The 23,723-nt window shown below is 65.9% G+C and carries 22 protein-coding genes and 1 pseudogene; 14 read left to right on the top strand and 9 right to left on the bottom strand.

Annotated elements, in window-relative coordinates; all coding sequences use genetic code 11:
* Position 1: 1 nt before the first annotated feature.
* Together A7X65_RS26680 and A7X65_RS26675 are read right to left on the bottom strand one after the other, a co-directional pair.
* Positions 2-1,459, bottom strand: coding sequence for an SLC13 family permease (locus tag A7X65_RS26680; protein WP_063690893.1), 1,458 nt, complete (start codon positions 1,457-1,459; stop codon positions 2-4).
* A gap of 149 nt (positions 1,460-1,608) precedes the next feature.
* A complete protein-coding gene (locus A7X65_RS26675; protein ID WP_063690891.1) occupies positions 1,609-2,460 on the bottom strand; it encodes a LysR family transcriptional regulator in 852 nt (283 codons plus the stop codon).
* 94 nt (positions 2,461-2,554) lie between these two features.
* Between A7X65_RS26675 and A7X65_RS26670 the strand changes: the two genes are divergently transcribed.
* Complete coding sequence (locus tag A7X65_RS26670) at positions 2,555-3,379, top strand: MBL fold metallo-hydrolase (protein ID WP_063690889.1); 825 nt, start codon at positions 2,555-2,557, stop codon at positions 3,377-3,379.
* Between the two features lie 15 nt (positions 3,380-3,394).
* Here A7X65_RS26670 and A7X65_RS26665 read toward each other — a convergent pair whose 3' ends face one another.
* From A7X65_RS26665 to A7X65_RS26655, 3 genes are all read right to left on the bottom strand, one after another.
* A complete protein-coding gene (locus A7X65_RS26665; protein WP_063690887.1) occupies positions 3,395-3,973 on the bottom strand; it encodes an amino acid synthesis family protein in 579 nt (192 codons plus the stop codon).
* 8 nt (positions 3,974-3,981) lie between these two features.
* The gene (locus tag A7X65_RS26660; RefSeq protein WP_063690884.1) at positions 3,982-4,845 is read right to left on the bottom strand and encodes a fumarylacetoacetate hydrolase family protein; all 864 of its coding nucleotides are present in this window, start codon (positions 4,843-4,845) and stop codon (positions 3,982-3,984) included.
* Positions 4,846-4,942: 97 nt separating this feature from the next.
* Positions 4,943-5,644, bottom strand: a complete 702-nt coding sequence (locus A7X65_RS26655) for an FCD domain-containing protein (RefSeq protein ID WP_063690882.1) — start codon at positions 5,642-5,644, stop codon at positions 4,943-4,945.
* A 110-nt stretch (positions 5,645-5,754) separates the two neighbouring features.
* On the opposite strand from A7X65_RS26655, the gene A7X65_RS26650 reads away from it, so the two are divergent.
* The 7 genes from A7X65_RS26650 to A7X65_RS26620 all read left to right on the top strand — a co-directional run bounded on the left by A7X65_RS26650 (position 5,755) and on the right by A7X65_RS26620 (position 14,408).
* Positions 5,755-6,747, top strand: coding sequence for a zinc-dependent alcohol dehydrogenase family protein (locus tag A7X65_RS26650; RefSeq protein ID WP_063690880.1), 993 nt, complete (start codon positions 5,755-5,757; stop codon positions 6,745-6,747).
* 16 nt (positions 6,748-6,763) lie between these two features.
* Positions 6,764-7,666: a VOC family protein gene (locus tag A7X65_RS26645; protein ID WP_063692522.1), complete on the top strand. Its 903-nt coding sequence runs from the start codon at positions 6,764-6,766 to the stop codon at positions 7,664-7,666.
* 75 nt (positions 7,667-7,741) lie between these two features.
* Positions 7,742-8,731 (top strand): tripartite tricarboxylate transporter substrate binding protein, encoded by a 990-nt coding sequence (locus A7X65_RS26640; protein WP_063690878.1) that lies wholly within the window; start codon positions 7,742-7,744, stop codon positions 8,729-8,731.
* A 133-nt stretch (positions 8,732-8,864) separates the two neighbouring features.
* Positions 8,865-9,230, top strand: coding sequence for a hypothetical protein (locus A7X65_RS26635; RefSeq protein ID WP_063692521.1), 366 nt, complete (start codon positions 8,865-8,867; stop codon positions 9,228-9,230).
* A gap of 102 nt (positions 9,231-9,332) precedes the next feature.
* On the top strand, positions 9,333-9,725 hold the full coding sequence (locus A7X65_RS26630; RefSeq protein ID WP_063690876.1) for a FixH family protein: 393 nt from the start codon (positions 9,333-9,335) through the stop codon (positions 9,723-9,725).
* Positions 9,726-9,810: 85 nt separating this feature from the next.
* A complete protein-coding gene (locus A7X65_RS26625; protein WP_063690874.1) occupies positions 9,811-11,226 on the top strand; it encodes an efflux RND transporter periplasmic adaptor subunit in 1,416 nt (471 codons plus the stop codon).
* The gene (locus A7X65_RS26620; RefSeq protein WP_063690872.1) at positions 11,223-14,408 is read left to right on the top strand and encodes an efflux RND transporter permease subunit; all 3,186 of its coding nucleotides are present in this window, start codon (positions 11,223-11,225) and stop codon (positions 14,406-14,408) included. The genes A7X65_RS26625 and A7X65_RS26620 overlap by 4 nt, the downstream gene beginning before the upstream one ends.
* A gap of 47 nt (positions 14,409-14,455) precedes the next feature.
* Here A7X65_RS26620 and A7X65_RS26615 read toward each other — a convergent pair whose 3' ends face one another.
* Positions 14,456-15,547, bottom strand: a complete 1,092-nt coding sequence (locus tag A7X65_RS26615; RefSeq protein WP_063690870.1) for a Cj0069 family protein — start codon at positions 15,545-15,547, stop codon at positions 14,456-14,458.
* 405 nt (positions 15,548-15,952) lie between these two features.
* Between A7X65_RS26615 and A7X65_RS26610 the strand changes: the two genes are divergently transcribed.
* Positions 15,953-16,849, top strand: a complete 897-nt coding sequence (locus tag A7X65_RS26610) for a DUF1259 domain-containing protein (protein WP_063690868.1) — start codon at positions 15,953-15,955, stop codon at positions 16,847-16,849.
* Positions 16,850-16,876: 27 nt separating this feature from the next.
* Here the strand turns inward: A7X65_RS26610 and A7X65_RS26605 are convergent, their stop codons facing one another.
* Both A7X65_RS26605 and A7X65_RS26600 read right to left on the bottom strand, forming a co-directional pair.
* Complete coding sequence (locus tag A7X65_RS26605; protein WP_063690866.1) at positions 16,877-17,284, bottom strand: GFA family protein; 408 nt, start codon at positions 17,282-17,284, stop codon at positions 16,877-16,879.
* Between the two features lie 170 nt (positions 17,285-17,454).
* Positions 17,455-18,255 (bottom strand): IclR family transcriptional regulator, encoded by an 801-nt coding sequence (locus A7X65_RS26600; protein ID WP_063690864.1) that lies wholly within the window; start codon positions 18,253-18,255, stop codon positions 17,455-17,457.
* A gap of 181 nt (positions 18,256-18,436) precedes the next feature.
* Between A7X65_RS26600 and A7X65_RS26595 the strand changes: the two genes are divergently transcribed.
* From A7X65_RS26595 to A7X65_RS26575, 5 genes are all read left to right on the top strand, one after another.
* Positions 18,437-19,597, top strand: coding sequence for an aminotransferase class V-fold PLP-dependent enzyme (locus A7X65_RS26595; protein WP_063690862.1), 1,161 nt, complete (start codon positions 18,437-18,439; stop codon positions 19,595-19,597).
* Between the two features lie 23 nt (positions 19,598-19,620).
* Complete coding sequence (locus A7X65_RS26590; RefSeq protein ID WP_063692520.1) at positions 19,621-20,523, top strand: amino acid ABC transporter substrate-binding protein; 903 nt, start codon at positions 19,621-19,623, stop codon at positions 20,521-20,523.
* Positions 20,524-20,633: 110 nt separating this feature from the next.
* The gene (locus A7X65_RS26585; protein WP_063690860.1) at positions 20,634-21,428 is read left to right on the top strand and encodes an amino acid ABC transporter permease; all 795 of its coding nucleotides are present in this window, start codon (positions 20,634-20,636) and stop codon (positions 21,426-21,428) included.
* Positions 21,425-22,120, top strand: a complete 696-nt coding sequence (locus tag A7X65_RS26580) for an amino acid ABC transporter permease (protein WP_063690858.1) — start codon at positions 21,425-21,427, stop codon at positions 22,118-22,120. The genes A7X65_RS26585 and A7X65_RS26580 overlap by 4 nt, the downstream gene beginning before the upstream one ends.
* A gap of 36 nt (positions 22,121-22,156) precedes the next feature.
* Positions 22,157-22,927, top strand: a complete 771-nt coding sequence (locus tag A7X65_RS26575; RefSeq protein ID WP_063690856.1) for an amino acid ABC transporter ATP-binding protein — start codon at positions 22,157-22,159, stop codon at positions 22,925-22,927.
* Positions 22,928-22,981: 54 nt separating this feature from the next.
* Here the strand turns inward: A7X65_RS26575 and A7X65_RS42810 are convergent.
* Positions 22,982-23,723 (bottom strand): annotated as a pseudogene (locus tag A7X65_RS42810) (LuxR C-terminal-related transcriptional regulator); the annotation flags it as partial.

The raw sequence follows: 23,723 nt of genomic DNA, 5'->3' as shown, positions 1-23,723 counted from the left end.
ATCAGACGAGGCCGAGCCAGTGCCACCAGGTCGCGGCGCACAGGGCATAGAGCAGGCAGGCGACGACGCAGACGATCACGCCGACCTTCGGGAAGTCCTCGACGCGCAGGCGGCCGGTGCCGTAGACGAGGATGTTCGGCAGCGTGTTGTAGAACATCAGCAGCGGGTAACCGCCGATGATCATGCCGGCCGGCAGCGCCAGCGCGACCGGATTGACGTTTGCTGTCGTGGCCATCGCCAGGATGATCGGCAACAGGGCGGTCGCCATGGCCGTCGTGCCGACGAACATCACGTGCATGAACTGCACGATGAACATCACGGTGACGATCACGACCAGCGCCGACGCGCCGGCGAGGCCGAGCGCATGGAAGATCGAATTGGCCAGCCAATTGGCAGCGCCGGTCTTCAGGAGGATATCGCCGAGCGAAACGCCGCCGCCCGCAATCAGCAGCACCTGCCAGGAGACGCCCTTGTTGGCATCGCTCCAGTCCATCACGCCGAAGCGCGGCAGGAACAGTAGGCACGCGCCCATCAGGCAGACGACCGTCGTGTCGAGCCCGGTCAAGCCCTGCGTTGCCCACAGCGAGGTCACCAGAACGAACACGGCGAGAGCGCGCCATTCGGCTGACGACATCGGCCCCATCGCGGTGAGGTTCTGGGCGATGCGGGCATCGGCCTGCTCATGGCCTGCCTTGAACTCCGGCGGGAAGACGCGCTGGATCACCCACCAGGTGAACAGGGTCATGACCAGGGCCGGCGGAAATCCGTAGAGCAGCCATTCGGCATAAGTGATGGTGTGTCCGCTCGCCTTGGCGACGAACTCGACCGTGACGGGGTTCGGCACCGTTGCCGTCAGCACGCCGGCGCCGATCGTCGCATTCGTCATCGTCAGCGTGAGCAGCAAATTGATCGCGAAGGGCGAGCGCGCACCGGTGCCGAAGATGGCGAGGATGCTGAGGCATTCCGGCAGCAGGATCGCCGTCCGCGCCGTCGACGAGGGAACGAGAAAGGCGAGGGCGATGTTGACCAGCGTCACGCCGAGCGTGATCCGGGTCGGCGCACTGCCGAACCGCGCCAGGATAACGTAGGTGATACGCTCGGCGAGCCGGGTCTTCACCATGGCCGTCGCGAGGATGAAGGCGCCGACGATGAGGTACACGGGCGAGGCGGAGAAGCCGTCGAGCGCGGTGCGAAGCGGCGCCGTGCCGGTCAGCACCGCAAGCGGCACGACAGCCAGGCTGGCGATGGCCAGCGGTATCGCCTCGGTCAGATAGAGCACGAAAATGCCGCCGAACAGTGCCAGCGCCTTGTGGCCCTGCAGGGACAGCGTCTCGGGCGTCGGTGAGAGCCAGACGGCGGCGGCAACGACGATGGCGAGGGGAACGCCGATCGCCCTCAGCGTGGCCTCCAGCGATCGCGGCGCATGCGCGCCCGCCTCCGCGTGAGCGTGAGATGACACGAGTTTTCTCCCTGTCGAAGCATGCGGCGACGGATCGATGCCATCACGGTTTTGAAAGCCGTGCTTCGCGGTGGGAGTAGCGTGCCCGCCGAGCTTGCGTCCAATTGCAAGTTTTCAGGAGACCATAACCGGCGGGAATGTGTGGTCGGTCAGTGCCGGCGGGCGGGAGCCTTCCGGGCCGGCTTGCGCCGTTGCGCCTGCAGCTTGCCGATGAAATCCTTCAGCGCATCCGCCAGCGGCGCTGATGCGCGATAGGCCAGCCCGACCTCGCGCCTGACCTTGACCTCGATCTCCCTGATCGTGACATCAGGATTGCCTTTCGCGACGCCTTCCGGGACGATGGCGATGCCGACGCCGGCGGCGACCAGCGCGATCGCCCAATCTTCCGACTGTGCGATCGCCGCCGTCTGGCGCCGCTGTGCATTGCGGCCGAAGAATGCGCTCTGCTCGCAATGGCAGCGGTCGATCAGCGGGACCTCGGCGAGGTCGGCGGCACGGAGCTTGTCCTTGAGCGTCAGCGGATGCGAGGGCGGCAGGGCCGCCACATAGCGCTCGCTCCACAGCGGCACGAAATGCTCGTCAGTGCGCAGCATGGTCTTCGCGATGATCCGCGCATCGGCGCGCTCGTCGCTGCCGACGAGGCGGAGCGCGATGTCGCTGCGTGCCGTCAGCGGCTTCAGCAGCGCGATCGTCCGGGGCACGTCGAGCGTGCGCATCAGGCCCAGCGTCACATTGGTCCTGCTCGCCGGCTTCCGGAACAGGCTGCGCGCGGCATCGGCCTCGTCGATGATGCGGCGGGCGAGGGTGTGAAACTGCTCGGCCGAGGCGGTGGGCGCGACGCCCTTCTTGTGCCGGATGAACAGCGTGGTGCCGAGCTCGGCCTCCAGGCTGGTGATCGCGGTCGAGATCGACGGCTGCGACACGAAGCAGGCCCGCGCCGCGGCGGTCAGATTGCGCTCGCGGTAGACGGCGGCGAAGTAGCGAAGCTCGCGGATGTCCATAGGTATAGCCTAGAGATACCATAAATATCGGATATTTTACCTATGGATAGTAGGATGACAAGATCGCCCCTGTTGCAACCAGCAGGGACGCACGATGAAGATCCATCATCTCAACACCGGCACCATGTGCCCGATCGGCCGCCGTCTGGTGAACGGCACCGGCAGCCTGTTCCAACGCGCGCGGCTGGTCTGCCATTGCCTGCTGGTCGAGACGAACGACGGGCTCGCTTTGGTCGACACCGGCATCGGCCTCGGCGATATCGCAGAGCGAGACCGGCTGGGCCGGCGATGGCTGCGGCAGACCGCGCCAAAGCTCGATCCGGCGGAGACGGCCGTGCAGCAGGTCAAGGCGCTCGGCTTTTCACCCGCCGACGTGCGCCATGTGCTGCTGACCCATCTCGATCGCGACCACGCCGGCGGCGTGCCCGACTTTCCCCATGCCGCGATCCACGTCCACCGCGCCGAACACGACATGGCGGTGCTGCGCAAGCCTGCGCCGCCCGAAGGGCGCTACGTCACGGGACAGTGGAGCCATGGGCCGCGCTGGGCCTTCTATGGCGAGGACGGCGAGGACTGGTTCGGCTTCAGGGGCGTGCGCGCGCTCGGCAAGGAGGCGGACGTGCTGATGATCCCGCTCGCCGGCCACACGCTCGGCCATTGCGGCATCGCGGTGCGCTCGGGCGACACCTGGCTGCTGCATGCCGGCGACAGCTATTTCCACCACGCCCAGCTCGACGCCGCGCCGCGCGTTCCCTTGATGCTCGGCCTGTTCCAGCGCAAGGGCGACATGGACCGCAAGATGCGGATCGCCAACCAGGCGCGGCTGCGCGCGCTGAAGCGCGATCACGGCGACCGCGTCAGAATCGTCAACAGCCACGATCCCGCCGATTACGAGCGCTGCCGCTGCGGCGCGCATTGAGCGCGCGCCGGCGCCTCAGCGCTGCCCGTCGTGCACGGAGATCTCGGATGCCTTGAGGCCGCCGATGCGCGCGTGGGGGCGGCCGCCGGTGGCCATCACGAGGCCGAAGGCGATCTCGTCACGGCGCGGCGCATCCCACAGCGTCATCTCGGCGGTGCCGAAATGGCTGCGGACATAGGCGGCGTGGATATGGCCGAGCGGCACCATCAGGCGCGTGCCGGCGCCGCCGATGGTCTTCGCTGCAGGGACAATGGCCTTGGGCTGACCCAGCACCTCGCGCATGCCATGGCCGCCGGCCTCGTGCCAGACGGCGCCATGCTCGAGCTCGCCGTCCTCGCCGACGATGATGCCCTTGCCATAGGCTTCGATGCGCTCGGCGCCGCCGAGCTGCGCGATCAGGCGCGTCGCCAGCTCGCGCCCGAGCTCGCGTAGGGACGCCTGGAACGGCATCAGGTCGGGCTCATAGCGGCCCGCGAAGGGATTGCGGATCACCGCAATCGCCGTACCGATCAGCAGCGGCTTCTCCAGCCGGGGGCCGCGCTCATGCCAGACGGTTTCGACGTTGAGCGCGGTCTTGCGAATGTCGTGGGACATGCCGCGTCTTACGCCTCGTCCACGACGGGATTGCTGAGCACGCCGATATTCTCGATCTCGACTTCCACCACGTCGCCGGGCTTGAGAAACACCGGCGGCTTGCGGGTGAAGCCGACGCCGGCCGGCGTGCCGGTGGCGATGACGTCGCCGGGGACGAGGTCGAAGATGGTGGAGCAATATTCGATCAGGCGCGGGATCGAGAAGATCAGCATCGAGGTGTCGGAGGACTGTACGGTCGCACCGTTGACGCGCGTCTCGAGCTTCAGCCTGGTGGGATCGCCGATCTCGTCGGGCGTGACCAGCCACGGTCCGAACGGACCGGTGCCGACGAAGTTCTTGCCGGAGGCGATCTGCTGCGCATGGCGCTGCCAGTCGCGCACGCTGACGTCGTTGTAGATCGAATAGCCCGCGACGTGATTCCAGGCGTCAGCCTGGCTGATGTGGCGGCCGCCCTTGCCGATGACGACAGCGAGCTCGCCCTCCCAGTCGAAATTGTCCGAGACCTTCGGCCGGATCACCGGCGCGTTGTGCGCGACCTGGGAGCGCCAGACGCGCAGGAAGATCGGCGGAAACTCCGTGATCTCGCGCTTCATGCCGAACGCCACCGCCTCGTTGTGGTGGTCGAGATAGTTGCGCACGGCGCAGACGATCTTCTCGGGCCGCGGGATCACCGGCAGGTATTTGATGTCGTTCAGCGCAATCGTCGGCTTGTGCGCGGCGACGATGGCCTCGCGCGCCGCGTAGTCCTTGCTGCCGAGGAAGTCCGCCAGCGTCGGGTACTGGGGCAGGGCGCGGCCGAGATCCACCACGCTGTTTTCGACAACAGCGCCCCAGCTTTCCCGGTTTCCGTCCAAGAATGACAGCAGCTTCATGGTTTCGCCCCAAGGGTTCGTATTTTCGATGCTGTCTATTATTTTCGAAAATGCGCCGGCGCGCAAGCCCGCCGTGGCCGAAAATGTGGCCGCGCGATTATTCGGCGTCGAGCAGATGGCCGGCGTAGGTCGCTACGTTGTCGGAGGTCGAGCGGATATGCGCCTCGATCAGCTGCACGGCGAGGTCGGCATTGCGCGAGATCGCGGCCTGCATGATGGCCTGGTGCTCGCCGGCCTTGTCGCGTGGCCGTGGCCGGAAATTGGCCGAGAGGTGCCGGTAGCGCTCGGCGCGGTCGAACAGCTCGGCGCGAATCGCGAGCAGCGTTGCCGAGCCGCAGGCGGAGACCAGCGCCTGGTGGAACTGGCGATGGGCGATCTTCCATTCGGGGTCGCGCAAGGGATGCTCGGGATCGCGCTGCTCGATCCGCTTCAGGCGGTGCAGCGTCGATATCACTGCGATTTCCCAATCGTCGTCGCCGCGCTCGATCGAGCGGCGGATCAATTCAACCTCGATCAGCACGCGCGCATCGGTGACCTCCACCAGATCCTGGCGGCTGACCGGTGCGACGCGAAATCCGCGCTGCTCTTGGGCATCGACCAGCCCTTCGGCGGCAAGCGCGGTCAGCGCCTCGCGCAGCGTCGTAAAGCTCGCGCCGAAGCGCTCGCGCAGCACGTCGAACCGCAGCGGCTCGCCGGGGGCGAGGCCGCAGGCAATGATCTCCTCGCGCAGCCGATGGGTGATGTCGGCGGCAATGGTCTTGCCGAATTCCTTGCGAGGGCGAATGGCGCTGTCGGGCATGGCTCTGCCAATGAATCGATGCCTCAAGATGCCGCGCCAACGACCATCTTGCAATAATTTTCGTAAACGGTATGATTTTCGAAAATGTGGGTTTGGGAGGCCATGGAATCATGAGAGCGGTGCTGGTGCGTCAGCCGGGTGGGCCGGATGCACTTGAAGTGGTCGAGCTTCCGGTGCCTGCGCCGGGCGCCGGCCAGGTGCAGATCCGGGCCGAGGCCTTCGGCGTCGGGCAGCCCGACGTGCTGATCCGGCGCGGCGTCTACAAGTGGATGCCGCCGCTGCCGGCCAATCCCGGCAACGACGTCGCCGGTCGCATCTCCGCGCTCGGCTCCGGCGTCGAGGGCTTTGCGATCGGACAGAAGGTGCTGCTGAGCGCGCGCGATCTGTCCCAGCGCGGCGGCTGCTACGCGGACTATGTGATCGCGCCGGCGGATGCCGTTCACGCACTGCCCGACAATGTCGATCTGCAAGCCGCCGTGTGCCTGTCGAATTATCAGGTCGCCTACGCGCTGCTGCACGAGTGCCGCCATCCGCGCGCGCCGGCGAGTGCGCTGGTGATCGGCGCCGCCGGCGGCGTCGGCACCGCGCTGGTGCAATTGGCAAAGCTCGCCGGCATGACCGTCATCGGCACGGTCTCGACCGAAGAGAAAGCCGCGTTCGCGAAGGCGAACGGCGCCGATCACACCGTCTTCTACCGCGGCGAGGACGTGGTGGCGCGCACGCGCGAGCTGACGAAGGGCGAGGGCGTCGGTCTCGTGCTCGATCACGTCTGCGGGCCGGAGTTCACCGGTTATCTCGGCGCCCTCGGCAAATGGGGCACGCTGCTGTCGTACAACGCCTTCGCAGGCCTTCCGGAAGAGAATCTGATGGCGGCGATGCGTGGTCATCTCGACATCTGTCCCGCCGTGCGCTGCTTCTCCTTCCACATCTACGACCACGATCGCGACGGCCGCCGCGCCCTGATGCGCAGCGTGATCGAGGCGCTGGGCCGCAATGCGATCAAGCCGGCGATCTCGGCGGTGCTGAAGCTCGACGAGGTCAGGAAGGCGCATACGCTGCTGGAGCAGGGCTCCGCGCTCGGCAAGATCATCATGACGCCGTGAGGGGATGGACCGCACGATGACACAAGCACCCATTGCACGCTTCACCCGGCTGCGGCACGCGACCTTCACCTCGCCCGATCCGGAGCGGCTGCTCGACTATTACCGCGGCGTGATCGGTCTTGGCCTCGTCGCGCGCGACGGCGGCCGCCTGTTCCTCGCCAATGATTGCGAACAGCTCTCGCTGGTGATCGAGCCCGGTGACGCCGCGCTGAAGAGCATCGCCTTCGAGTTATCGCCCGACGTCCAGCTCGAGGCGCTGGGCGCCGCGCTGAAGCAGGCGGATCTGCGGCCCGAACTTCACAGCGATTCCCTGCCTGGAATCTCAAAGCTGCTGTCCTTCAGCGACCCCGAAGGCACGCGCTTCGAGCTGATGCAGGGCTGGACCCCGACGCCCGCGCAGGAGCGGATCGGCGGCCTTGCGGTCGCCAAGCTCGGCCACGTCGCGCTGCGCACGCCCGATCCGAAAGCCGCGTCGGACTTCTACGCCAACGTGATGGGCCTGCGGGTCTCAGATTGGATCGAGGATCGCTTCGTCTTCATGCGCAGCGGCTTCGAGCACCACACGCTGAATTTCGCCCGCGCGGACGTGCGCAGCCTTCATCACGTCGCCTTCGAGCTGCGCGGCCCCACCCACATGCACCAGGCCTGCGATCACCTCGCGCGGCACAAGCTGCCCGTGCTGTGGGGACCGGTTCGCCACGGCCCCGGCCACAACACGGCGATCTACCATCGCAATCCCGACGGGCATCTGGTCGAGCTGTTCTGCGACCTCGACCGCATGACCGACGAGGCGCTCGGCTATTTCGAGCCGCGCCCGTGGCATCGCGATCGTCCGCAGCGCCCGAAAGTCTGGGTCGGGCTGCCGCGCGACGTCTGGGGCATGGCGCCATCGCCGGAATGTACGGAGTTCGCGCGCTAGCGCATCTGGGTTCGAACGGAAGACCGCCGCACACGCTTGCGGCCAAGACATAACAATCGAAGGGGAGAAGCATCCATGCTCTGGATGAAGCGGCTTGCTGCGGCCATTTTTCTGCTTGGCAGTTTTCTTGGTACCGGTCTCACGGCGCCCCCTGCGTCGGCGGAAACCTACCCGTCGCGCCCGATCCGCCTGCTGCACGGCTTTGCCGCGGGTGGTGCGGCCGATACGCTGTCGCGCATCGTCGCCGACGGGCTCTCGAAGAAGCTCGGGCAGCCGATCATCGTCGAGGCCAAGCCGGGAGCGGGCGGCAACATCGCGGCAGACGCGATCGCGAAGGCCGCGCCCGACGGCTACACGATCGGGCTCGTCACCGGCGCGCACGCGATTTCCGCGGCGACCTACAAGAGCCTTGCCTACCAGCCGGCCGAGAGTTTCGAGATGATCTCGACGCTGGTCTATTACGCGCTCGTCATTGCTGTGCGCAGCGATCACCCCGCAAAATCGCTCGGCGATCTCATCACCATCGCCAAGGAGAAGCCGGGCGCGCTCAGCTTCGGATCGGTCGGCTTCGGCTCCACGCATCATCTCGCCGGCGAGCTGCTGAACGCGACCGCCGGCGTCGAAATCGTGCACGTGCCCTATCGCGGCGATTCGCAATCCATCACCGCGCTGCTCGGCGGCGAGGTTCCGGTCATCGTCGGCACGCCCGTCCTGCTGGCACCGCAGATCCAGAGCGGCGCGATCCGCGGCCTCGCGGTGACCTCGCCGACGCGCACCGCGCTGCTGCCCGATGTTCCGACCGTGCAGGAAGCCGGCATCAAGGGCTACGACGTGCGCACCTGGGCCGGCCTGCTGGCCCCGAAGGGCACGCCGCCCGCGATCATGGCGACGCTCAACGCGGCAACGCTCGAGGTGCTCAGGGATCCCGACATCAGGCAGCGCCTGGAGACGGCCGTCGGCGGCGAGGTCCGCGGCAGCTCGCCGGCGGAGATGAAGGCGCTGATCGAGACCGAGATCACCAAATGGACCGGCGTGGTGGAGCGGGCGAAGCTTCCGAAGATCTGACCGGCAATCGCGGTGTGCGCAGCCCCGGCGGAGCAGCCGCGCTCACGAATGCTTGACCATAATCAAGGAATGCCTTGCGCCCCGGAGTATGTTAGTCAGGACCGGTTCCGGCCCGAAAGGTAAGTCGATCGAGATGCGGCTCGTCCGTACCATCCTGGCATTTGCCATCGCCATCTCCCTGGCGATGCTGCCCGTTGGCGCGTCCGCTTCCGGCCTTGCGACGTCGCCGGACGACATGCAGATGGCGATGCAGATGGGTGGCGGCGCCGACATGTCGATGGACGAGTGTTGTCCCGACATGAAGGGAACGGGCTCCCAGCCTGCCGGCTACAAGTGCGGCATGGGCTTCTGCTGCGTCGGGGGCATCGTCGCGCTTGGCGACGTCCGCCCGCTGGCCTTCGCATTCCCCGCCGTGGCTGCAGGCTCAATCGCCATTCCCGCGGATCAGGTCGTCTCCGTCCGCGGCGGCAGCCCGCCTTTCCGACCTCCTCGAGTCTGATCTCCCGACAGCCAGACGCGCGCAAGAAGACTTGTGCGCGACGATGACTGACGCGCGCGCCCAATGCGCCGCGGCGGAAGATCAATTCATGAGGACAGGACTATGCATTTCAAACTCAGCACCGCGGCGCTCGCCGCCACCCTTTCGTTTGCCGCATCGGCGGCGATGGCCGGCGCCGGCGACTATGCCTTCGAGCCCGTCAATCCCGAGATGAAGAAGGGCGAAGACGTCACGCTCGCCCTTCGCCTCGTCAACAAGAAAAGCGGCAAGCCGGTGCCGGATGCCGTCATCTTCAAGACCCGCGTCGACATGGCGCCGGATGGGATGGCCGAGATGGAGTCCGCGGTCGCACCGCTGCCGTCCAAAGAGCCGGGCGTCTACGCCTTCAAGACGGACATGCCGATGGCCGGCCGCTATCAGGTGACCTTGTCCGCGAAGGTGCAGGGCGAGCCTGAGACCGTGACCGGCAAGGTCGTCGTCACGGCGACGAAGTGAGCCTTCGGGCGCCGCCGGACGGCGCCCGAACTTCTCTCTCCATTTTACAGAAACGCGCGCTTCCCGCAGCGCGCCGAGACACGCCATGAAAACGCTACGTCTTGTGACGATCTTCGTGCTGGGTGCAGGTTTGCCTTTGGGCGCCTATTGGTCCCTCGGCAATGGGCATTGGCTGGCGCACGCCGAGATGGGCCCGGCTGCGTCCGCCGCGAACCGCACGCCGCTCTATTACCGCGATCCCAGCGGGGCGCCGGTCTGGTCGGCAGGACCGAAGAAGGACGATCGCGGGCGAGATTATCTGCCGGTCTACGACGACGGTCAGGCGACGTCCGAGCCCGCCAAGCAGCCGCAGGCCAACTCGTCGCGCCGAATTCTCTACTACCGCAATCCCATGGGCCTGCCCGACACCTCGCCGGTGCCGAAGAAGGATCCGATGGGGATGAATTATATCGCCGTCTACGAGGGCGACGAGCCTGACGACGGGACGGTGAAGCTTTCGCCGGGCAAGATCCAGCGCACGGGCGTGAAATCCGTGCCCGTGGAGCGGCGCCCGATCCAGGTCGCGATCAAGGCGCCCGGCACGATCCAGCTCGACGAGCGCCGTGTGTCCGTGATCGTCATGCGCGCCGAGAGCTTCGTCCAGAAGGTCGCCGACGTCACCACCGGCACGCGCGTCAAGGCCGGCCAGCCGTTGATGGAGATCTACAGTTCCTCGATCGCGTCCGCAGCTGCGGAATATCTCGCGACGATCACCTCGAAGACCGTCGGCGGTGTCGAGATCTACGGCCGCGGCTCGCGGCAACGGCTGGTCAATCTCGACGTGCCCGATGGGGTCATCGCAGAGATGGAGAAGACGCACGTCGCGCCCGTGACGGTGCGCTGGTCGGCGCCGCGCGACGGCATCGTGCTCGAGCGCAATGCCATCGAGGGCATGCGGGCCAATCCCGGCGACGTCCTGTTCCGGATCGCGGACACCTCGCTCGTGTGGGCGCTTGTCGACGTCGCCGAGCGCGATCTCGGAAACATCGCGGTGGGCCAGCGCGTGGCGGTCAGGGCGCGCAGCTTTCCCGGGCGGACCTTCACCGGGACAATCGCGATCGTCTATCCGCAGGTGAACCGCGATACCCGCACCGTTCGTGTCCGGATCGAGCTCGCCAATCCGGACGCGGTGCTGCTGCCCGACATGTATGTCGATGCCGATATCGACACCGCCGATGCCGCACCTGTCCTCGCCGTGCCCGACAGTTCGGTGCTCGACACCGGCGCGCGCCAGGCCGTGCTCGTCGACAAGGGAGAAGGGCGCTTCGAGCCGCGTGAAGTGAAGCTCGGCCGGCGTGGCGGCGGCTATGTCGAGATCAGGGATGGCCTCAGGGAAGGCGAGGCCGTGGTCACCTCAGCCAACTTCCTGATCGACGCGGAGAGCAACCTGAAGGCCGCGCTCAAGGGTTTTGCTGAGGCTGCGCCACGGGCCAATGGCAATGCGGCGGGAGAGCAGAAATGATCGCCCGCATCATCGCCTGGTCGGCGCGCAACCTGCTGCTGGTGCTGTTCGGCACCGGCTTTGCGGCCGCGGCCGGCCTCTACGCGTTGCTTCACCTGCCGCTGGATGCGATCCCGGATCTCTCGGATACGCAGGTCATTGTCTACACCGAATATCCCGGCCAGGCGCCGCAGGTGATCGAGGATCAGGTCACCTATCCCCTGACGACGGCCATGCTGACCGTGCCGAGATCGAAGGTCGTGCGCGGCTTCTCGTTCTTCGGCGTGTCGTTCGTCTACGTGATCTTCGAGGACGGCACCGACATCTACTGGGCGCGCTCGCGCGTCATGGAATTCCTCAACGGTGCGGCGTCGCGGCTTCCCGCCGGCGTCACCCCCACGATCGGCCCGGACGCCACCGGCGTCGGCTGGGTCTATCAGTACGCCGTCGTGTCGAAGGAGCTGAACCTCGCCGACACCCGCACGATCCAGGACTGGAACTTGAAGTTTGCGCTGGCCAAGGCCGAGGGCGTCGCCGAGGTCGCCAGCATCGGCGGCTTCGTCAAGCAGTACAATGTGGTGCTCGACCCGCAGCGGATGCGCGATCGCGGCATCAGCATGCAGAAGATCCGCGAAGCGATCCGGGCCAGCAACGCCGACGTCGGCGGGCGCACGGTCGAACTCTCGGAGTTCGAATACGTCATCCGCGGCAAGGGCTACATCAAGAGCATCAACGATCTCGGCAACATCGTGCTGAAGGCTTCCGGCGGCACACCGGTGCTGCTGCGCGACGTCGCCAATGTTGAGCTCGGTCCCGACGAGCGGCGAGGGATCGCCGAGCTGAACGGCGAGGGGGAGGTCGCAAGCGGCATCGTGCTGCAGCGGTTCGGCGTCAACGCCCTCGACGTCATCGAGAACGTCAAGAAGCGTTTCACGGAGATCGCGAGCAGCCTGCCGAAATCGGTCGAGATCGTCCCGGTCTACGACCGCTCCGGCCTGATCTACGCCGCCATCGACACGCTCAAGCACACCCTGTTCGAGGAGAGCGTGGTCGTCGCACTGGTCTGCATCGTGTTCCTGCTGCACGTCCGCAGCGCGCTCGTCGCGATCCTGATGCTGCCGGTCGGCGTGCTGATGGCGTTCGGCGCCATGAAGCTCCTGGGGCTCGGATCGAACATCATGAGCCTCGGCGGCATCGCCATCGCGATCGGCGCCATGGTGGATGCCGCCATCGTCATGATCGAGAACGCGCACAAGCATCTCGAACGGGCCGAGCCCGGACGGTCGCGCGTGGACATCCTGATCGAGGCGGCCTCTGAGGTCGGACCCGCCCTGTTCTTCAGCCTGCTGATCATCACCGTGTCGTTCATGCCGATCTTCACGCTGGAGTCGCAGGAAGGACGGCTGTTCAGCCCGCTGGCCTTCACCAAGACCTTCGCGATGGCCGCGGCGGCCTTGCTGTCGGTCACCCTGGTGCCGGCGCTGATGGTGATCTTCGTCCGTGGCAGGATCGTCCCGGAGAGCCGGAACGTCATCAACCGCTTCCTGATCTGGATCTACCGCCCGGTGATCAAGGGCGTGCTGCGGGCCAAGCCGCTGGTGATCCTCGCCTCGCTCGCCGTGCTCGCCGTGACGGTCTGGCCGGCGCGCCAGCTCGGCACCGAGTTCATGCCGACGCTGAATGAGGGCACGCTGCTCTACATGCCGACGACATTGCCCGGCATCTCCGTGACGAAGGCGGCCGAGCTGATGCAGACGCAGGACCGGATCATCAAGTCCTTCCCCGAGGTCGCCTCGGTCTACGGCAAGGCGGGACGGGCGGCGACGGCGACCGATCCGGCGCCGACCGAGATGTTCGAGACGGTGGTCAACCTGAAGCCAAAGGAGCAATGGCGTCCCGGAGTGACCGTCGACAGCCTCGTCGCCGAGATGGACAAGGCGCTGCAATTTCCGGGTGTCTCCAACGCATGGACCATGCCGATCAAGGCGCGGATCGACATGCTGTCGACCGGCATCCGCACGCCTGTTGGCGTCAAGGTGATGGGCACGGATCTCGCCGAGATCGACCGCCTTGCCAAGCAGGTCGAGCGCGTGATCAAGGCTGTTCCCGGCACGTCGTCGGCCTATGCCGAGCGCGGCATCGGCGGCTACTATCTGGAGATCGTCCCCGATCGCGAAGCGCTCGCCCGTTACGGCATCCTGATCCAGGACGTGCAGGACACCATTGCCTCGGCGCTGGGCGGTCAGACCGTCACGACGACCGTCGAGGGCCGGCAGCGGTTCACGGTGAACATGCGCTACCCGCGCGATCTCCGCGACAATCCCAAGGCGATCGCCAGCGACATCCTGGTGCCGATGCCGGCGGGCGGCGCTGTGCCCCTCGGCGAAGTGGCCAAAATCGAGCCCGCGCGCGGGCCGACGTCGATCCGGACCGAGAACGGTCAGCTCGCGACCTACGTCTATGTCGACATCCGCGATCGCGACATCGGCAGCTACGTCGCCGATGCGCAAGCCGCGGTGCGCGACAGCGTCCAGTTCCCGCCTGGCTATTACGTGGTGTGGAGCGGCCAGTACGAATATCTGCAGCGGGCCGCCGCGAGGTTGAAGATCGTGGTGCCGGTGACGCTGACGATCATCTTCCTGCTGCTCTACCTGAACTTCAGGGCCATGACCGAAACTCTCATCGTCATGCTGTCGCTGCCGTTCGCGCTGGTCGGCGGCATCTGGATGATGTGGTGGCTTGGCTTCAACCTGTCCGTCGCCGTCGCGGTCGGCTTCATCGCGCTCGCCGGCGTCGCCGCCGAGACCGGCGTCGTGATGCTGATCTACCTCGACCACGCGCTCGCCGAGATGAAGGCGGAACGGAGCGCCGCGGGACGAGCTTTGACACGGCAAGATCTCCACGACGCCATCATGACGGGTGCGGTCGAGCGCGTCCGGCCCAAGATGATGACGGTGGTCGCCATCATGGCCGGCCTGTTGCCGATCATGTGGAGCACCGGCGCCGGGTCGGAGATCATGCAGCGCATCGCCGTGCCCATGATCGGCGGAATGATCTCATCGACGCTGCTGACGTTGATCGTGATCCCGGCGATCTTCGGTCTGGTGAAGGGACGGGGGCTTCCTCCCGGCGAGCGGGCGGCTGGCGCCGAGGAGCACGCCGCCGCGGCGAGCGGACTACGCCCGCCGCAAGCGGCGGAGTAGGTTCGACCCGCCGCCGCGGCGCGGCGCCGTCCCAGCGACGTGTTCGTTCAGCCGGACCGCACGTGCCGGCTCTGCCGGAAGCGCTGCTGCACGGTCCGCGCGATGGCCGCCGGCGCTTCCTCGGGGATCGCAAAGCACGAGCTCGCGTTGATCTCGCATAGCACGTAGCTGTCGGCGCCGGTGGCCGTGCGCGGTCCGTACAGGAAGTCGGCGTCCCAGATAACGGGCAATGACGGCTCGTCGATGCCGAGCGTCGCCATCATCTGCGGCGTCCACTCGTCCTCCATCGATCGCCGCAGCGCCTGGAACTGCGGGGCGTCGGGTCCGTGCATGATCCGCGGACCCGGCTGCGCTTCGGGCGAGTCCGGTCCCTCCGGCGGAGGCGGGATCAGGGCCTTGATCTTCTGGTGTCCGAAGCCTGCGACCTTGGCGCCGCTCATGTAGCAGCGGATCATGCCATCGGGCAGGCGCGGCTGAAACGCCTGGTCGATGATGCAGCCGCCCCAGCCGAAATACGGCTCGCATCGCGCGAGCAGCGCGTCGAACGGCATGTCCTCCGGTGTGCTGCCGCGCTGCGCATGAAGCACCCGGACCATGCCGTCGGCGTTGGGCAAGGCCTCCACCTTCCAGACGCCTTGGCCGCCATTGCCGCGATTTTGCTTGAGCACGCGCGGCCCGTCCGCCCGAAGGCGCGACGGAAACTCGGTGCGGAACTTCGCGGCGGTGTCGTAGCGATGCGTATCGGTGCCCCAGCCGAGATGACGCGTGCGGTAGAGCACCTCCTTGACGCCCATCTTCAGGATGACGTCCGGATGCGCGCTCACCCACGGCCCTTGCGCCGCGACGTCGCGCAGCAGGGCATCAAGCTCGGCGCGCGTCTTGCCCTGATGGATCGGATCGACCCAGACCAGCACGCCGTCGGCGGCGAGCAATTGATCGCGGACGGTCCCTGCAAAGCTCTCGTCGTAGATCGCCGGAGCTGCATCGATGCCGGCGTCCGCGAGTGCCTCGAAGACGCGGACGAAGCGGCTGTTCTGTGGCGTCGTATCCCGGCGGGCGGCAGCATCGCCGCGCGAGAGGATGGCTACGGTCTGGCGTTGAGGGGAGTGACGTTGAGGGGAGTGACGTTCGGTGTCCATGCGCAAGCTCCACGAATTTGCGTGCTGCGCAGAGCTTGGACCTGGGTCTCACGGGGAGTCTGCATGGTCCCCATGCGGGCCACCTTACGTGAGATGGTCTTCAGGTTTCAAGAGCGACGGCGTGGTTCCAGCGGCGCGCAAAATTCTTTGTGACGACCCGCGGGGAGGGGCGAGTTGACAGCCTTAGTCGCCCGAGCTTCTACTCAGGCTTATCGGGGATGTGCGATCTCCCCGTGAGGCGACATGCCCAAGAATCGCGTCCTGACCTTCACCAAGGACGCCGCATGTCATTCATCACGTCAACTTCGGCTTGCAGGTCCGGCGCGCTGCGCCGGCTTTGCCGATGCGCGTCACTTTGCGAAACGGGCTTCACCCTGGGGCGAGGACACGACCGGGAGAACGACCATGCGCATACGGACAATTGCTCGGGCTTTCCTCATTCTCGCTTTGACGGGCGGCGCGTCGGCCGCCCGCGCGCAGGATGTGGACTGGCAGAAGGTCGATGAAGCGATGGGCCGCAAGCCGGTCGTGACCGGCGACGTGCATCGCTATGGTTTCCCACGCACCGACCTCAATGTGACGCTCGACGGCGTGACCATCAAGCCGGCGCTGGCGCTCGGCGGCTGGGTCGCTTTCAAGCCTGCCCATGGCGGCGCCATGGCGATGGGCGATCTGGTGCTGCTCGAGTCCGAGATCAATCCCGTCATGCTGAAGATGATCGCGAACGGGCTGGAGATCACGGCCGTGCACAATCATCTGCTCGGCGCCAGCCCGGCGACGTTCTACATGCACGTCGCGGGTCACGGCGATCCCGTCGGGATCGCAACTGCGATCAAGGAGGGTCTCGCCGAAAGCAAGACGCCGCTCTCAGTGCCGGCCGCAGCTGCTCCGCCACCGGCCGTCGATCTCGACACCGTGCAGCTCGACCAGATCATCGGAGTCAAAGGCCAGGCCAATGGCGGCGTCTACCAGTTCAACGTTCCTCGCCGCGATCCGGTCACCGAGCAGGGAATGCAGCTGAGCCCGGTCGGGCCACTGGGCGTGGCCATTGCCATCAACTTCCAGCCGACCGGGGGCGGCAAGGCGGCCATCACCGGCGATTTCGTGCTGACCGGCGACGAGGTGAACCCCGTCATCAAGGCGTTGCGGTCGCACGGCATCGCCGTGACGGCGCTGCACAGCCACATGCTGGATGAGCAGCCGCGCCTGTTCTTCATGCACTTCTGGGCCAACGACGATGCCATCAAGCTCGCCAATGGCTTGCGCGCCGCGCTCGACAAGACGGCGAGCACGAAGAGCTGACGCGAAACCGAGCCGCTCGTCTCGCTGCTACGGTTGCGGAGGATAGCGGTCGAACGTCGGCAGCTCGTGCGCGTGTTCCATCCAGCCAAGGCGCTCGGCGACCTGGATGTGCATGGTCGCCGGGACGGCGTCGGGATTATCGTAGGTCGCGCTCTGGATGTCGATGATTCCAGGCAGCATGCTGGCGTTGACATAGAACAGGCCGGTGCCGCAATTGCCGCAGAAGTGCCGCCGCCCATGTTCCGAGGAATTGTAGACCTTGGGCTCGCCCCTCGTCACCTTGACGGCGTCATCCGCGTACATCGTCCAGCCGACGACCGGAGCGCCGGCATGGAGCCGGCAATCGCGGCAATGACACAGCGCGTGAACAATCGCTTCGCCCTCGACCTGGTAGCGTATTGCGCGGCAGTGGCAGCCGCCGGTGATGGTGCTCATGCGTTCCTCCGATCGATCACAGGATTTCAGATCGATAGCTTCCGCGACTTGCTGCTTCAACGGCGCAGTCGATCTTCGATTGCGTCCTACTGTCGCGTGACAGCTCCTGCCACGATTTACGATGCTTTCTCGATCGCAAAGAGGGCGGTGTGGACTGCCGGAGGACGAGGTCAGAGTTCCTTCGATCCTTCGTCGGCGTCATCCTCGTCGTCCCCGAGGATCGTCTCCGACAGCAGCGCGGCGGCCTTCTGCAGCGGAGCGATGAACCGATCGAGTTCCGTGAAGCTCACGCGCGCCACTGGAACTGACACGCCGAGGCACGCAATCAGCTCGCGATCCGGAGACAGGATCGGAACGGCACAGCCGACGACACCGCGCACGTATTCCTCATTGGTCTTGGCCCAGCCGCGCTTGCGCGTCTCCTCGAGCACCTGCATCAGGCTGTCGATGTCGACGATCGTGGTCTCGGTGTATTTGGTAAGCGCCAGGGCGCGGCACAGCTTCTCGCGCGCCCGCGCCGGCAGCCGGCTCATGTAGATCTTGCCGGTCGAGGTGCAGTGAAGCGGCGCCGCTTCACCCGGATTGAATTGCAGGCCTTGCGGCTGCGACACGCGCACGCTGTCGACATAGGCAACGACATTGTCGCGCACGACGCCGATCTCGCATTGCTCGCCGATCTCCGCCGCGACCGCGCGGAGCACGGCGTGCCGCCGCGCGGTTCGAAAGGCCGCGCCGATGACCTTGGCCGACAGCGTGACGAGCTGGTTGCCGACCACGTAGCGCTTCGTTCCCACGGCTTTCTGCAGCAGCCCGCGCTGCTCCAGATTTCCGATGAGGCGGTGTGCCGTGGGCAGCGGGAGCGACAGCGCGCTGGCGATTTCCGCGACGGAGACGGCCCGGACCTGGGTGGCGACATGGCCGACGATGGCGAACGCCCGGTCGAGCGGACCGTCGGATGTGGTTTGCGGCATAGGCTCTCTCGATTTGCGATCTCAATAAATTATCATTTTTCGGAATAATTACTATTGAAATATGAAAATTAGTCTTGGCCGAGCCGGGGAATTGCTCATATCGTTGGCGTCATCGAGAAGTGATCAGGTTTTGTGCAGCGCATTCTCGGTCCGCCGGGTGCGCGCTCATCGGGAGAACGGGATGTCTCGCCATTACGACGTCGAAGCCGTGCGGAAGGAGTTTCCGGCAGCCGAGCGGATCACCTATCTCGACTCCGGCTTCCAGACCCCGCTCGCGCGTCCCGTCAAGGCGGCGATCGATCGCTTCCTGAACGAAGGTCTCGAGACCGCCGGCCCCAAGAGCGTCTGGCTCGACCGCGTCGAGCAGACCCGCTTGAGGGTGGCGCGGCTCTTGGGCGCATCGGCCGACGAGATCGCCTTCACCAAGAACACCTCGGAGAGCATGAACATCGCCGCGAACGCGCTGCCGCTGCGCGCCGGCGACAAGGTCCTGATGATCCATGGCGATCATCCGAACAACGCCTATGCGTTCCTCAATCTGCAGCGCAAGGGCGTGACCGTCGCCTTCGTGCCGATGACGGAGGTCGTGAACGCCGACAGCCTTCGTCCCTACATCGATGCGAGCACGAAGGCGATCTCGATGTCGCAGGTGACGTTCCACGCCGGTCACCGTTTCGACGTCGAAAGCATCGGCGCCCTTTGCGCGGAGAAGAATCTCTATTTCGTCGTCGACGTGATGCAGGCGATCGGCGTCGTGCCGATCGACGCCAAGGCGATGCGCGCGACCTTCATCGGTTCGGGCAGTCACAAGGGGCTGCTGGTGCCGCAGGGGCTGGGCCTGCTCTATTGGGACAAGTCGAGGGTCGAGCTCGAGCCTTCCTACCTCGCGGCCGCGAGCCTTGCCGAGGTCCCGGCCGATCTCATCGCGCGGCCCGACAGGCTGGAGGCCGCCCCGAGCGCGCGCCGCTTCGAGCTCGGCAATTTCAATCTTCCGGCGATCCACGCCCTCGGCGCATCGCTCGACATGATCGAAGCGCTGGGCATCGAGAATATCCAGAACCATTGCTTCGATCTCGGCGACCATCTGATCTCCCGGCTCGATGCGCTGGACGTTCGTCTGGTCGGTCCCCGCGACCGGCAGCATCGCGCCCCGCACATCTACGTCATCGCGCTGCCCGCCGCCGAATGGCTCGGCCATTTCGAGGAGAACGGGGTGCGCGTGTCGCCGGAGCGCGACGGCATCCGGGTGTCGTTCGGAATGTTCAACACGTTCGCCGATGTCGACCGCCTGATCGAGATCATCCAGCGGCGCGGCGTGAAGCCATCATCGAGGGCCGCTTGAGGCTGCTCATCAAGGAGACGTCCATGACGAAAGTTGCGCGTGTCTTGAGCCTTCTGTCCGGCTTCGCGGTGCTCAGCGTGATCAGCGGACCCTCCGCTGCTGCCGACAGTCCCACGCTCGCCAGGATCAAATCGAACGGCGCCATCACGATCGGCCATCGTGAGGCCTCGATACCATTCTCCTATCTCGGCCCCGACCAGAAGCCGATCGGGTTCTCGCTCGATCTTTGCGCGGCCATCGTCGAACGCATCAAGACGGAGACCGGGCTGCCCAACCTGAAGGTCAACTACGTTCCGGTGAACTCGTCCAACCGCATCCCGCTGATCCAGAGCGGCACCGTCGATATCGAGTGCGGCGGCACCGCGAACGACAAGAAGCGGCAGGAGCAGGTGTCGTTTTCCGTCGCCACCTTCGTCAGCCAGCCGCGCTGGCTGGTCAAGGCGGACAGCGGCCTGAAGACGGCCGGCGACCTCAAGGGCAAGACCGTCGTCGTCACCCAGGGCTCCAATGCCGTCGGATTCGCGCAAGCCGTGAATGCAAAGGATCAGCTCGGCTTCAACATCGTCCAGGCCAAGGACCATGCCGAATCCTTCCTGATGCTGAGTACAGGCCGCGCGGCCGCCTTCATGGAGGACGACATCCTTCTCGCGGGCCTCAAGGCTGCAGCTCCGAAGCCGGATGCGCTGATATTTCTCCCCGAGGGCTACGCCAAGATCTATTATGGCCTGATGTTCACGAAGGGCGATGCCGGCTTCAAGGCGCTGGTCGATGATGTCCTGTCCAAGCAGATGGCATCGGGTCAGTTCGAGAAGACCTACACGAAGTGGTTCACGAGGCCGATCCCGCCCAAGAACGAGAACCTGGCGTTCCCGCTGACGGTCGAGCTGACGGAGCGGATCGAGCATCCCAGCGACGCCGTCGACTAGAGCGTTTCGAGCGAGGTGGATTCCGGTTCGCGCCAGGAAACGGGTGAAACAGGAATCCGCTTCGTGGCCTTGCCGGAGACTGTCCCGCAAACCGAGCCCTGAGGTACGCCATGTTCGCAGTGCTTCTTGAACAGACCGCGGATGGCCAGCGCTACATCGATTGGCTGTTGTCGGGCCTCGGCTGGACGCTGGCGCTGGCGTTCTTCGGCTGGTGGATCGCCTTCGCCGTCGGGGTCGTCGTCGGCATCGGCCGCACCGTGCAGAACCGGGCCGTTGCGGCGCTCGCTCGCCTCTATGTGGAGATCTTCCGCAACATCCCCGTGCTCGTGCAGATGTTCCTCTGGTATTTCGTGCTGCCGGAGATCCTTCCCGTCTCGCTCGGGAACGCCATCAAGCAGATTCCGCCGCCTTGGGGATCGTTCTTCCCGGCGCTGGTGTGCCTGGGCCTCTACACCGCCGCCCGCATCGCCGAACAGGTTCGTGCCGGGATCGAGGCGCTGCCGAGAGGACAGGTCGAGGCGGCAAGCGCGCTCGGGCTCGGCGGATATCCGACCTATCGCTACGTCATCGTGCCGCAGGCGCTGCGCCTGATCATCCCGAGCCTGACCAGCGAGGTGATGGGCATCTACAAGAACACCTCGGTCGCGCTCACCATCGGCTTGATGGAGCTGACGGCGCAGGCCCGCCAGATCAGCGAAGCGACGTTCCAGACCTTCACGGCGTTCGGCGCCGCGACGCTCATCTACCTCGCGCTGGCGCTCATCGCCTATCAGGGCATGGCGCTGATCGACAGGGCGGTGCGCATTCCCGGCACGGGCCGCGCGGACGATGCGGCCAGGCAGGCCGCGCCGCGCGCCGCAGAGCAGCTTGATGCCTTGCCCGACGCGATGGAGGTCGTGAAATGAACAGCCTCGATTTCTCCATCGCGCTTCAGGCGTGGCCCTACCTCTGGTCCGGCCTGCTGTTCTCGCTGGCGCTGACCGCCGTTGCTTTCGTGGTCGGCCTGGTGCTCGGCACTTGTCTCGCCCTGGTGCAGCACTTCGAGGTGCCCGTGATCGGCCGGCTCGTCCGCGGCTATGTCGCCTTGATGCGGTCGATCCCGCTGATCCTGGTCCTGTTCTGGTTCTTTTTCCTGGTGCCGATCGTGCTTGGCCATCTCGGTGGCAACGGACGGCCGGTCCCGATCGGCGCGACCTGGACGGCGTTCATCACCTTCGGCCTGTTCGAGGCCGCCTATTATTCGGAAATCATCCGCGTCGGATTGCGCGCGGTGAACCGGGGACAGTTCGAGGCGTGCCAGGCGCTCGCACTCTCCACCTTCGACACCTATCGCTCCGTGATCCTGCCGCAGGTGCTTCGCGTCGCGAGCCCGATCATCCTGAGCCAGACCATCATCCTGTTTCAGGATACCTCGCTGGTCTACGTGCTGTCGCTCACCGATCTGCTCGGCGCGGCCTCCAAGCTCGCGCAGCTCAACGGCCGCCTCGTCGAGATGTATCTGGTCATTGCGGTGGTCTACCTCGCGATCAGCTCGGCGGCATCGCAATGCGTGGCCTCGTTGCGCAAGCGCTATGCGATCGCGGGAATGCGCCGCTAGCGCAGCGCACGGTCATCCTGGTCTTGGGAGAGGAATATGCATCAGCTCGCCGCAGGGAATAAGCCGGAGCTGTCCGCGTCCATCGTGGTCGTGGAAAAACTCGTGAAGCGGTTCGGCCATTTCACGGCCCTGAGCGACGTCAATCTCAGCGTCGGGGCCGGCGAGAAGATCGTGCTGTGCGGTCCTTCGGGCTCGGGCAAGTCGACGCTGATCCGCTGCATCAATCACATCGAGAAGCACGACGGCGGCCGGATCGTCGTCGACGGCGTCGAGCTGACCGACCGGATGACTGACGTCAACAGCATCCGCCGCGAGGTCGGCATGGTGTTCCAGAGCTTCAACCTGTTTCCGCATCTCTCGATCGTCGAGAACTGCATGCTGGCACCGATGAAGGTGCGCGGCCTGTCGCGCGCCGAGGCGCAGGAGCGCGCGATCGGTCTGTTGCGCAAGGTGCGCATCCACGACCAGGCGGACAAATATCCGGGGCAGCTCTCCGGCGGCCAGCAGCAGCGCGTCGCCATCGCGCGGGCGCTGTGCATGCAGCCGAAGATCATGCTGTTCGACGAGCCGACCTCAGCGCTCGATCCGGAGATGGTCAAGGAGGTGCTCGACACCATGGTGGAGCTCGCGAGGGACGGCATGACCATGGTCTGCGTCACGCACGAGATGGGCTTTGCCCGCGAGATCGCGGACCGGGTGGTGTTCATGGACCGCGGCACGATCGTCGAGGAGGCCGATCCCGAAACCTTCTTCCGCGCGCCCTGCACCGAACGCGCGAAGGATTTCCTCGGCCAGATCATCCATTGACTGGCAAGGGGGGCGAAGCGCCGGCGCGGCCTTTCTGATTGACGCCGGAAGGCGTCAAATCAGCAGGTCATGGTGCGCGGATGCGTTGCCGTGGTGACCGTTATTGACGTGACCGGCCGCGTTGTCGTCCAGTGTTTGCGGGGTCATTTGGGCGATGGCCTCGATGATCTTTTGTTGACCAGGCGGAACGTGCACATCGATCGGATCATTCTGCAGGCTCGTGGGAACGACCGCAACGAGAGTCGCAGAAGGTGCCACGTTGTCGAAGTTGAATACCGGTTCCTGGTCTGCGCCGACGGTCGCGACCGCGGCCGGCGGTGCGGTTTCTGATGCGGTAGTTGCAGGTTGCGCAGCGTGCTGCGAGTTGCCGTGGTCCCCGCTGTCGACCGTGGCGACGCTCGTTTCGACGGTCTCGGTAGCGTCCGGTGCGTCCGCGGAGTTCGAGTGGTCCGAGTTGCCGTGCTCGACGTCGCTCGCATCTGCCTTCTTCGCGAGCCCCGGCGGAAGGTCCGACGCCTGCTGCTCGGCGCTATTGCCGACGCCATTGCCCGGCTTGGCGTCAGCGTCAGTCGAGTCCGTCGCTGCCGTTTGCGTTGGCTCCGACGCTTGCTGCGAGTTGCCGTGGTCCGCGTTGTCGGCCGTGACGACGCTCGTTTCGACGGTCGCGGTGGCGTCCGGCGCGTCCGCGGAGTTCGAGTGGTCCGAGTTGCCGTGTTCGACGTCGCTCGCGTCCGCCTTCTTCGCCAGGCCTGGCGGCAGGTCCGAAGCCTGCTGCTCGGCGCCGTTGCCCGGATTC

Source organism: Bradyrhizobium stylosanthis (assembly GCF_001641335.1).
Lineage (GTDB): Bacteria > Pseudomonadota > Alphaproteobacteria > Rhizobiales > Xanthobacteraceae > Bradyrhizobium > Bradyrhizobium stylosanthis.
The sequence above is the reverse complement of the archived record's forward strand: the minus strand, read 5'-3'. Positions and strand labels throughout refer to the sequence as shown.

Coding starts and splice junctions, on each gene's coding strand:
- A7X65_RS26650 (WP_063690880.1), top strand. CDS start 5,755: ATGAGAGCGGTGCTGGTGCGTCAGCCGGGTGGGCCGGATGCACTTGAA.
- A7X65_RS26660 (WP_063690884.1), bottom strand. CDS start 4,845: ATGAAGCTGCTGTCATTCTTGGACGGAAACCGGGAAAGCTGGGGCGCT.
- A7X65_RS26625 (WP_063690874.1), top strand. CDS start 9,811: ATGAAAACGCTACGTCTTGTGACGATCTTCGTGCTGGGTGCAGGTTTG.
- A7X65_RS26585 (WP_063690860.1), top strand. CDS start 20,634: ATGTTCGCAGTGCTTCTTGAACAGACCGCGGATGGCCAGCGCTACATC.
- A7X65_RS26615 (WP_063690870.1), bottom strand. CDS start 15,547: ATGGACACCGAACGTCACTCCCCTCAACGTCACTCCCCTCAACGCCAG.
- A7X65_RS26620 (WP_063690872.1), top strand. CDS start 11,223: ATGATCGCCCGCATCATCGCCTGGTCGGCGCGCAACCTGCTGCTGGTG.
- A7X65_RS26630 (WP_063690876.1), top strand. CDS start 9,333: ATGCATTTCAAACTCAGCACCGCGGCGCTCGCCGCCACCCTTTCGTTT.
- A7X65_RS26655 (WP_063690882.1), bottom strand. CDS start 5,644: ATGCCCGACAGCGCCATTCGCCCTCGCAAGGAATTCGGCAAGACCATT.
- A7X65_RS26590 (WP_063692520.1), top strand. CDS start 19,621: ATGACGAAAGTTGCGCGTGTCTTGAGCCTTCTGTCCGGCTTCGCGGTG.
- A7X65_RS26665 (WP_063690887.1), bottom strand. CDS start 3,973: ATGTCCCACGACATTCGCAAGACCGCGCTCAACGTCGAAACCGTCTGG.
- A7X65_RS26645 (WP_063692522.1), top strand. CDS start 6,764: ATGACACAAGCACCCATTGCACGCTTCACCCGGCTGCGGCACGCGACC.
- A7X65_RS26600 (WP_063690864.1), bottom strand. CDS start 18,255: ATGCCGCAAACCACATCCGACGGTCCGCTCGACCGGGCGTTCGCCATC.
- A7X65_RS26640 (WP_063690878.1), top strand. CDS start 7,742: ATGCTCTGGATGAAGCGGCTTGCTGCGGCCATTTTTCTGCTTGGCAGT.
- A7X65_RS26635 (WP_063692521.1), top strand. CDS start 8,865: ATGCGGCTCGTCCGTACCATCCTGGCATTTGCCATCGCCATCTCCCTG.
- A7X65_RS26675 (WP_063690891.1), bottom strand. CDS start 2,460: ATGGACATCCGCGAGCTTCGCTACTTCGCCGCCGTCTACCGCGAGCGC.
- A7X65_RS26610 (WP_063690868.1), top strand. CDS start 15,953: ATGCGCATACGGACAATTGCTCGGGCTTTCCTCATTCTCGCTTTGACG.
- A7X65_RS26605 (WP_063690866.1), bottom strand. CDS start 17,284: ATGAGCACCATCACCGGCGGCTGCCACTGCCGCGCAATACGCTACCAG.
- A7X65_RS26575 (WP_063690856.1), top strand. CDS start 22,157: ATGCATCAGCTCGCCGCAGGGAATAAGCCGGAGCTGTCCGCGTCCATC.
- A7X65_RS26580 (WP_063690858.1), top strand. CDS start 21,425: ATGAACAGCCTCGATTTCTCCATCGCGCTTCAGGCGTGGCCCTACCTC.
- A7X65_RS26670 (WP_063690889.1), top strand. CDS start 2,555: ATGAAGATCCATCATCTCAACACCGGCACCATGTGCCCGATCGGCCGC.
- A7X65_RS26595 (WP_063690862.1), top strand. CDS start 18,437: ATGTCTCGCCATTACGACGTCGAAGCCGTGCGGAAGGAGTTTCCGGCA.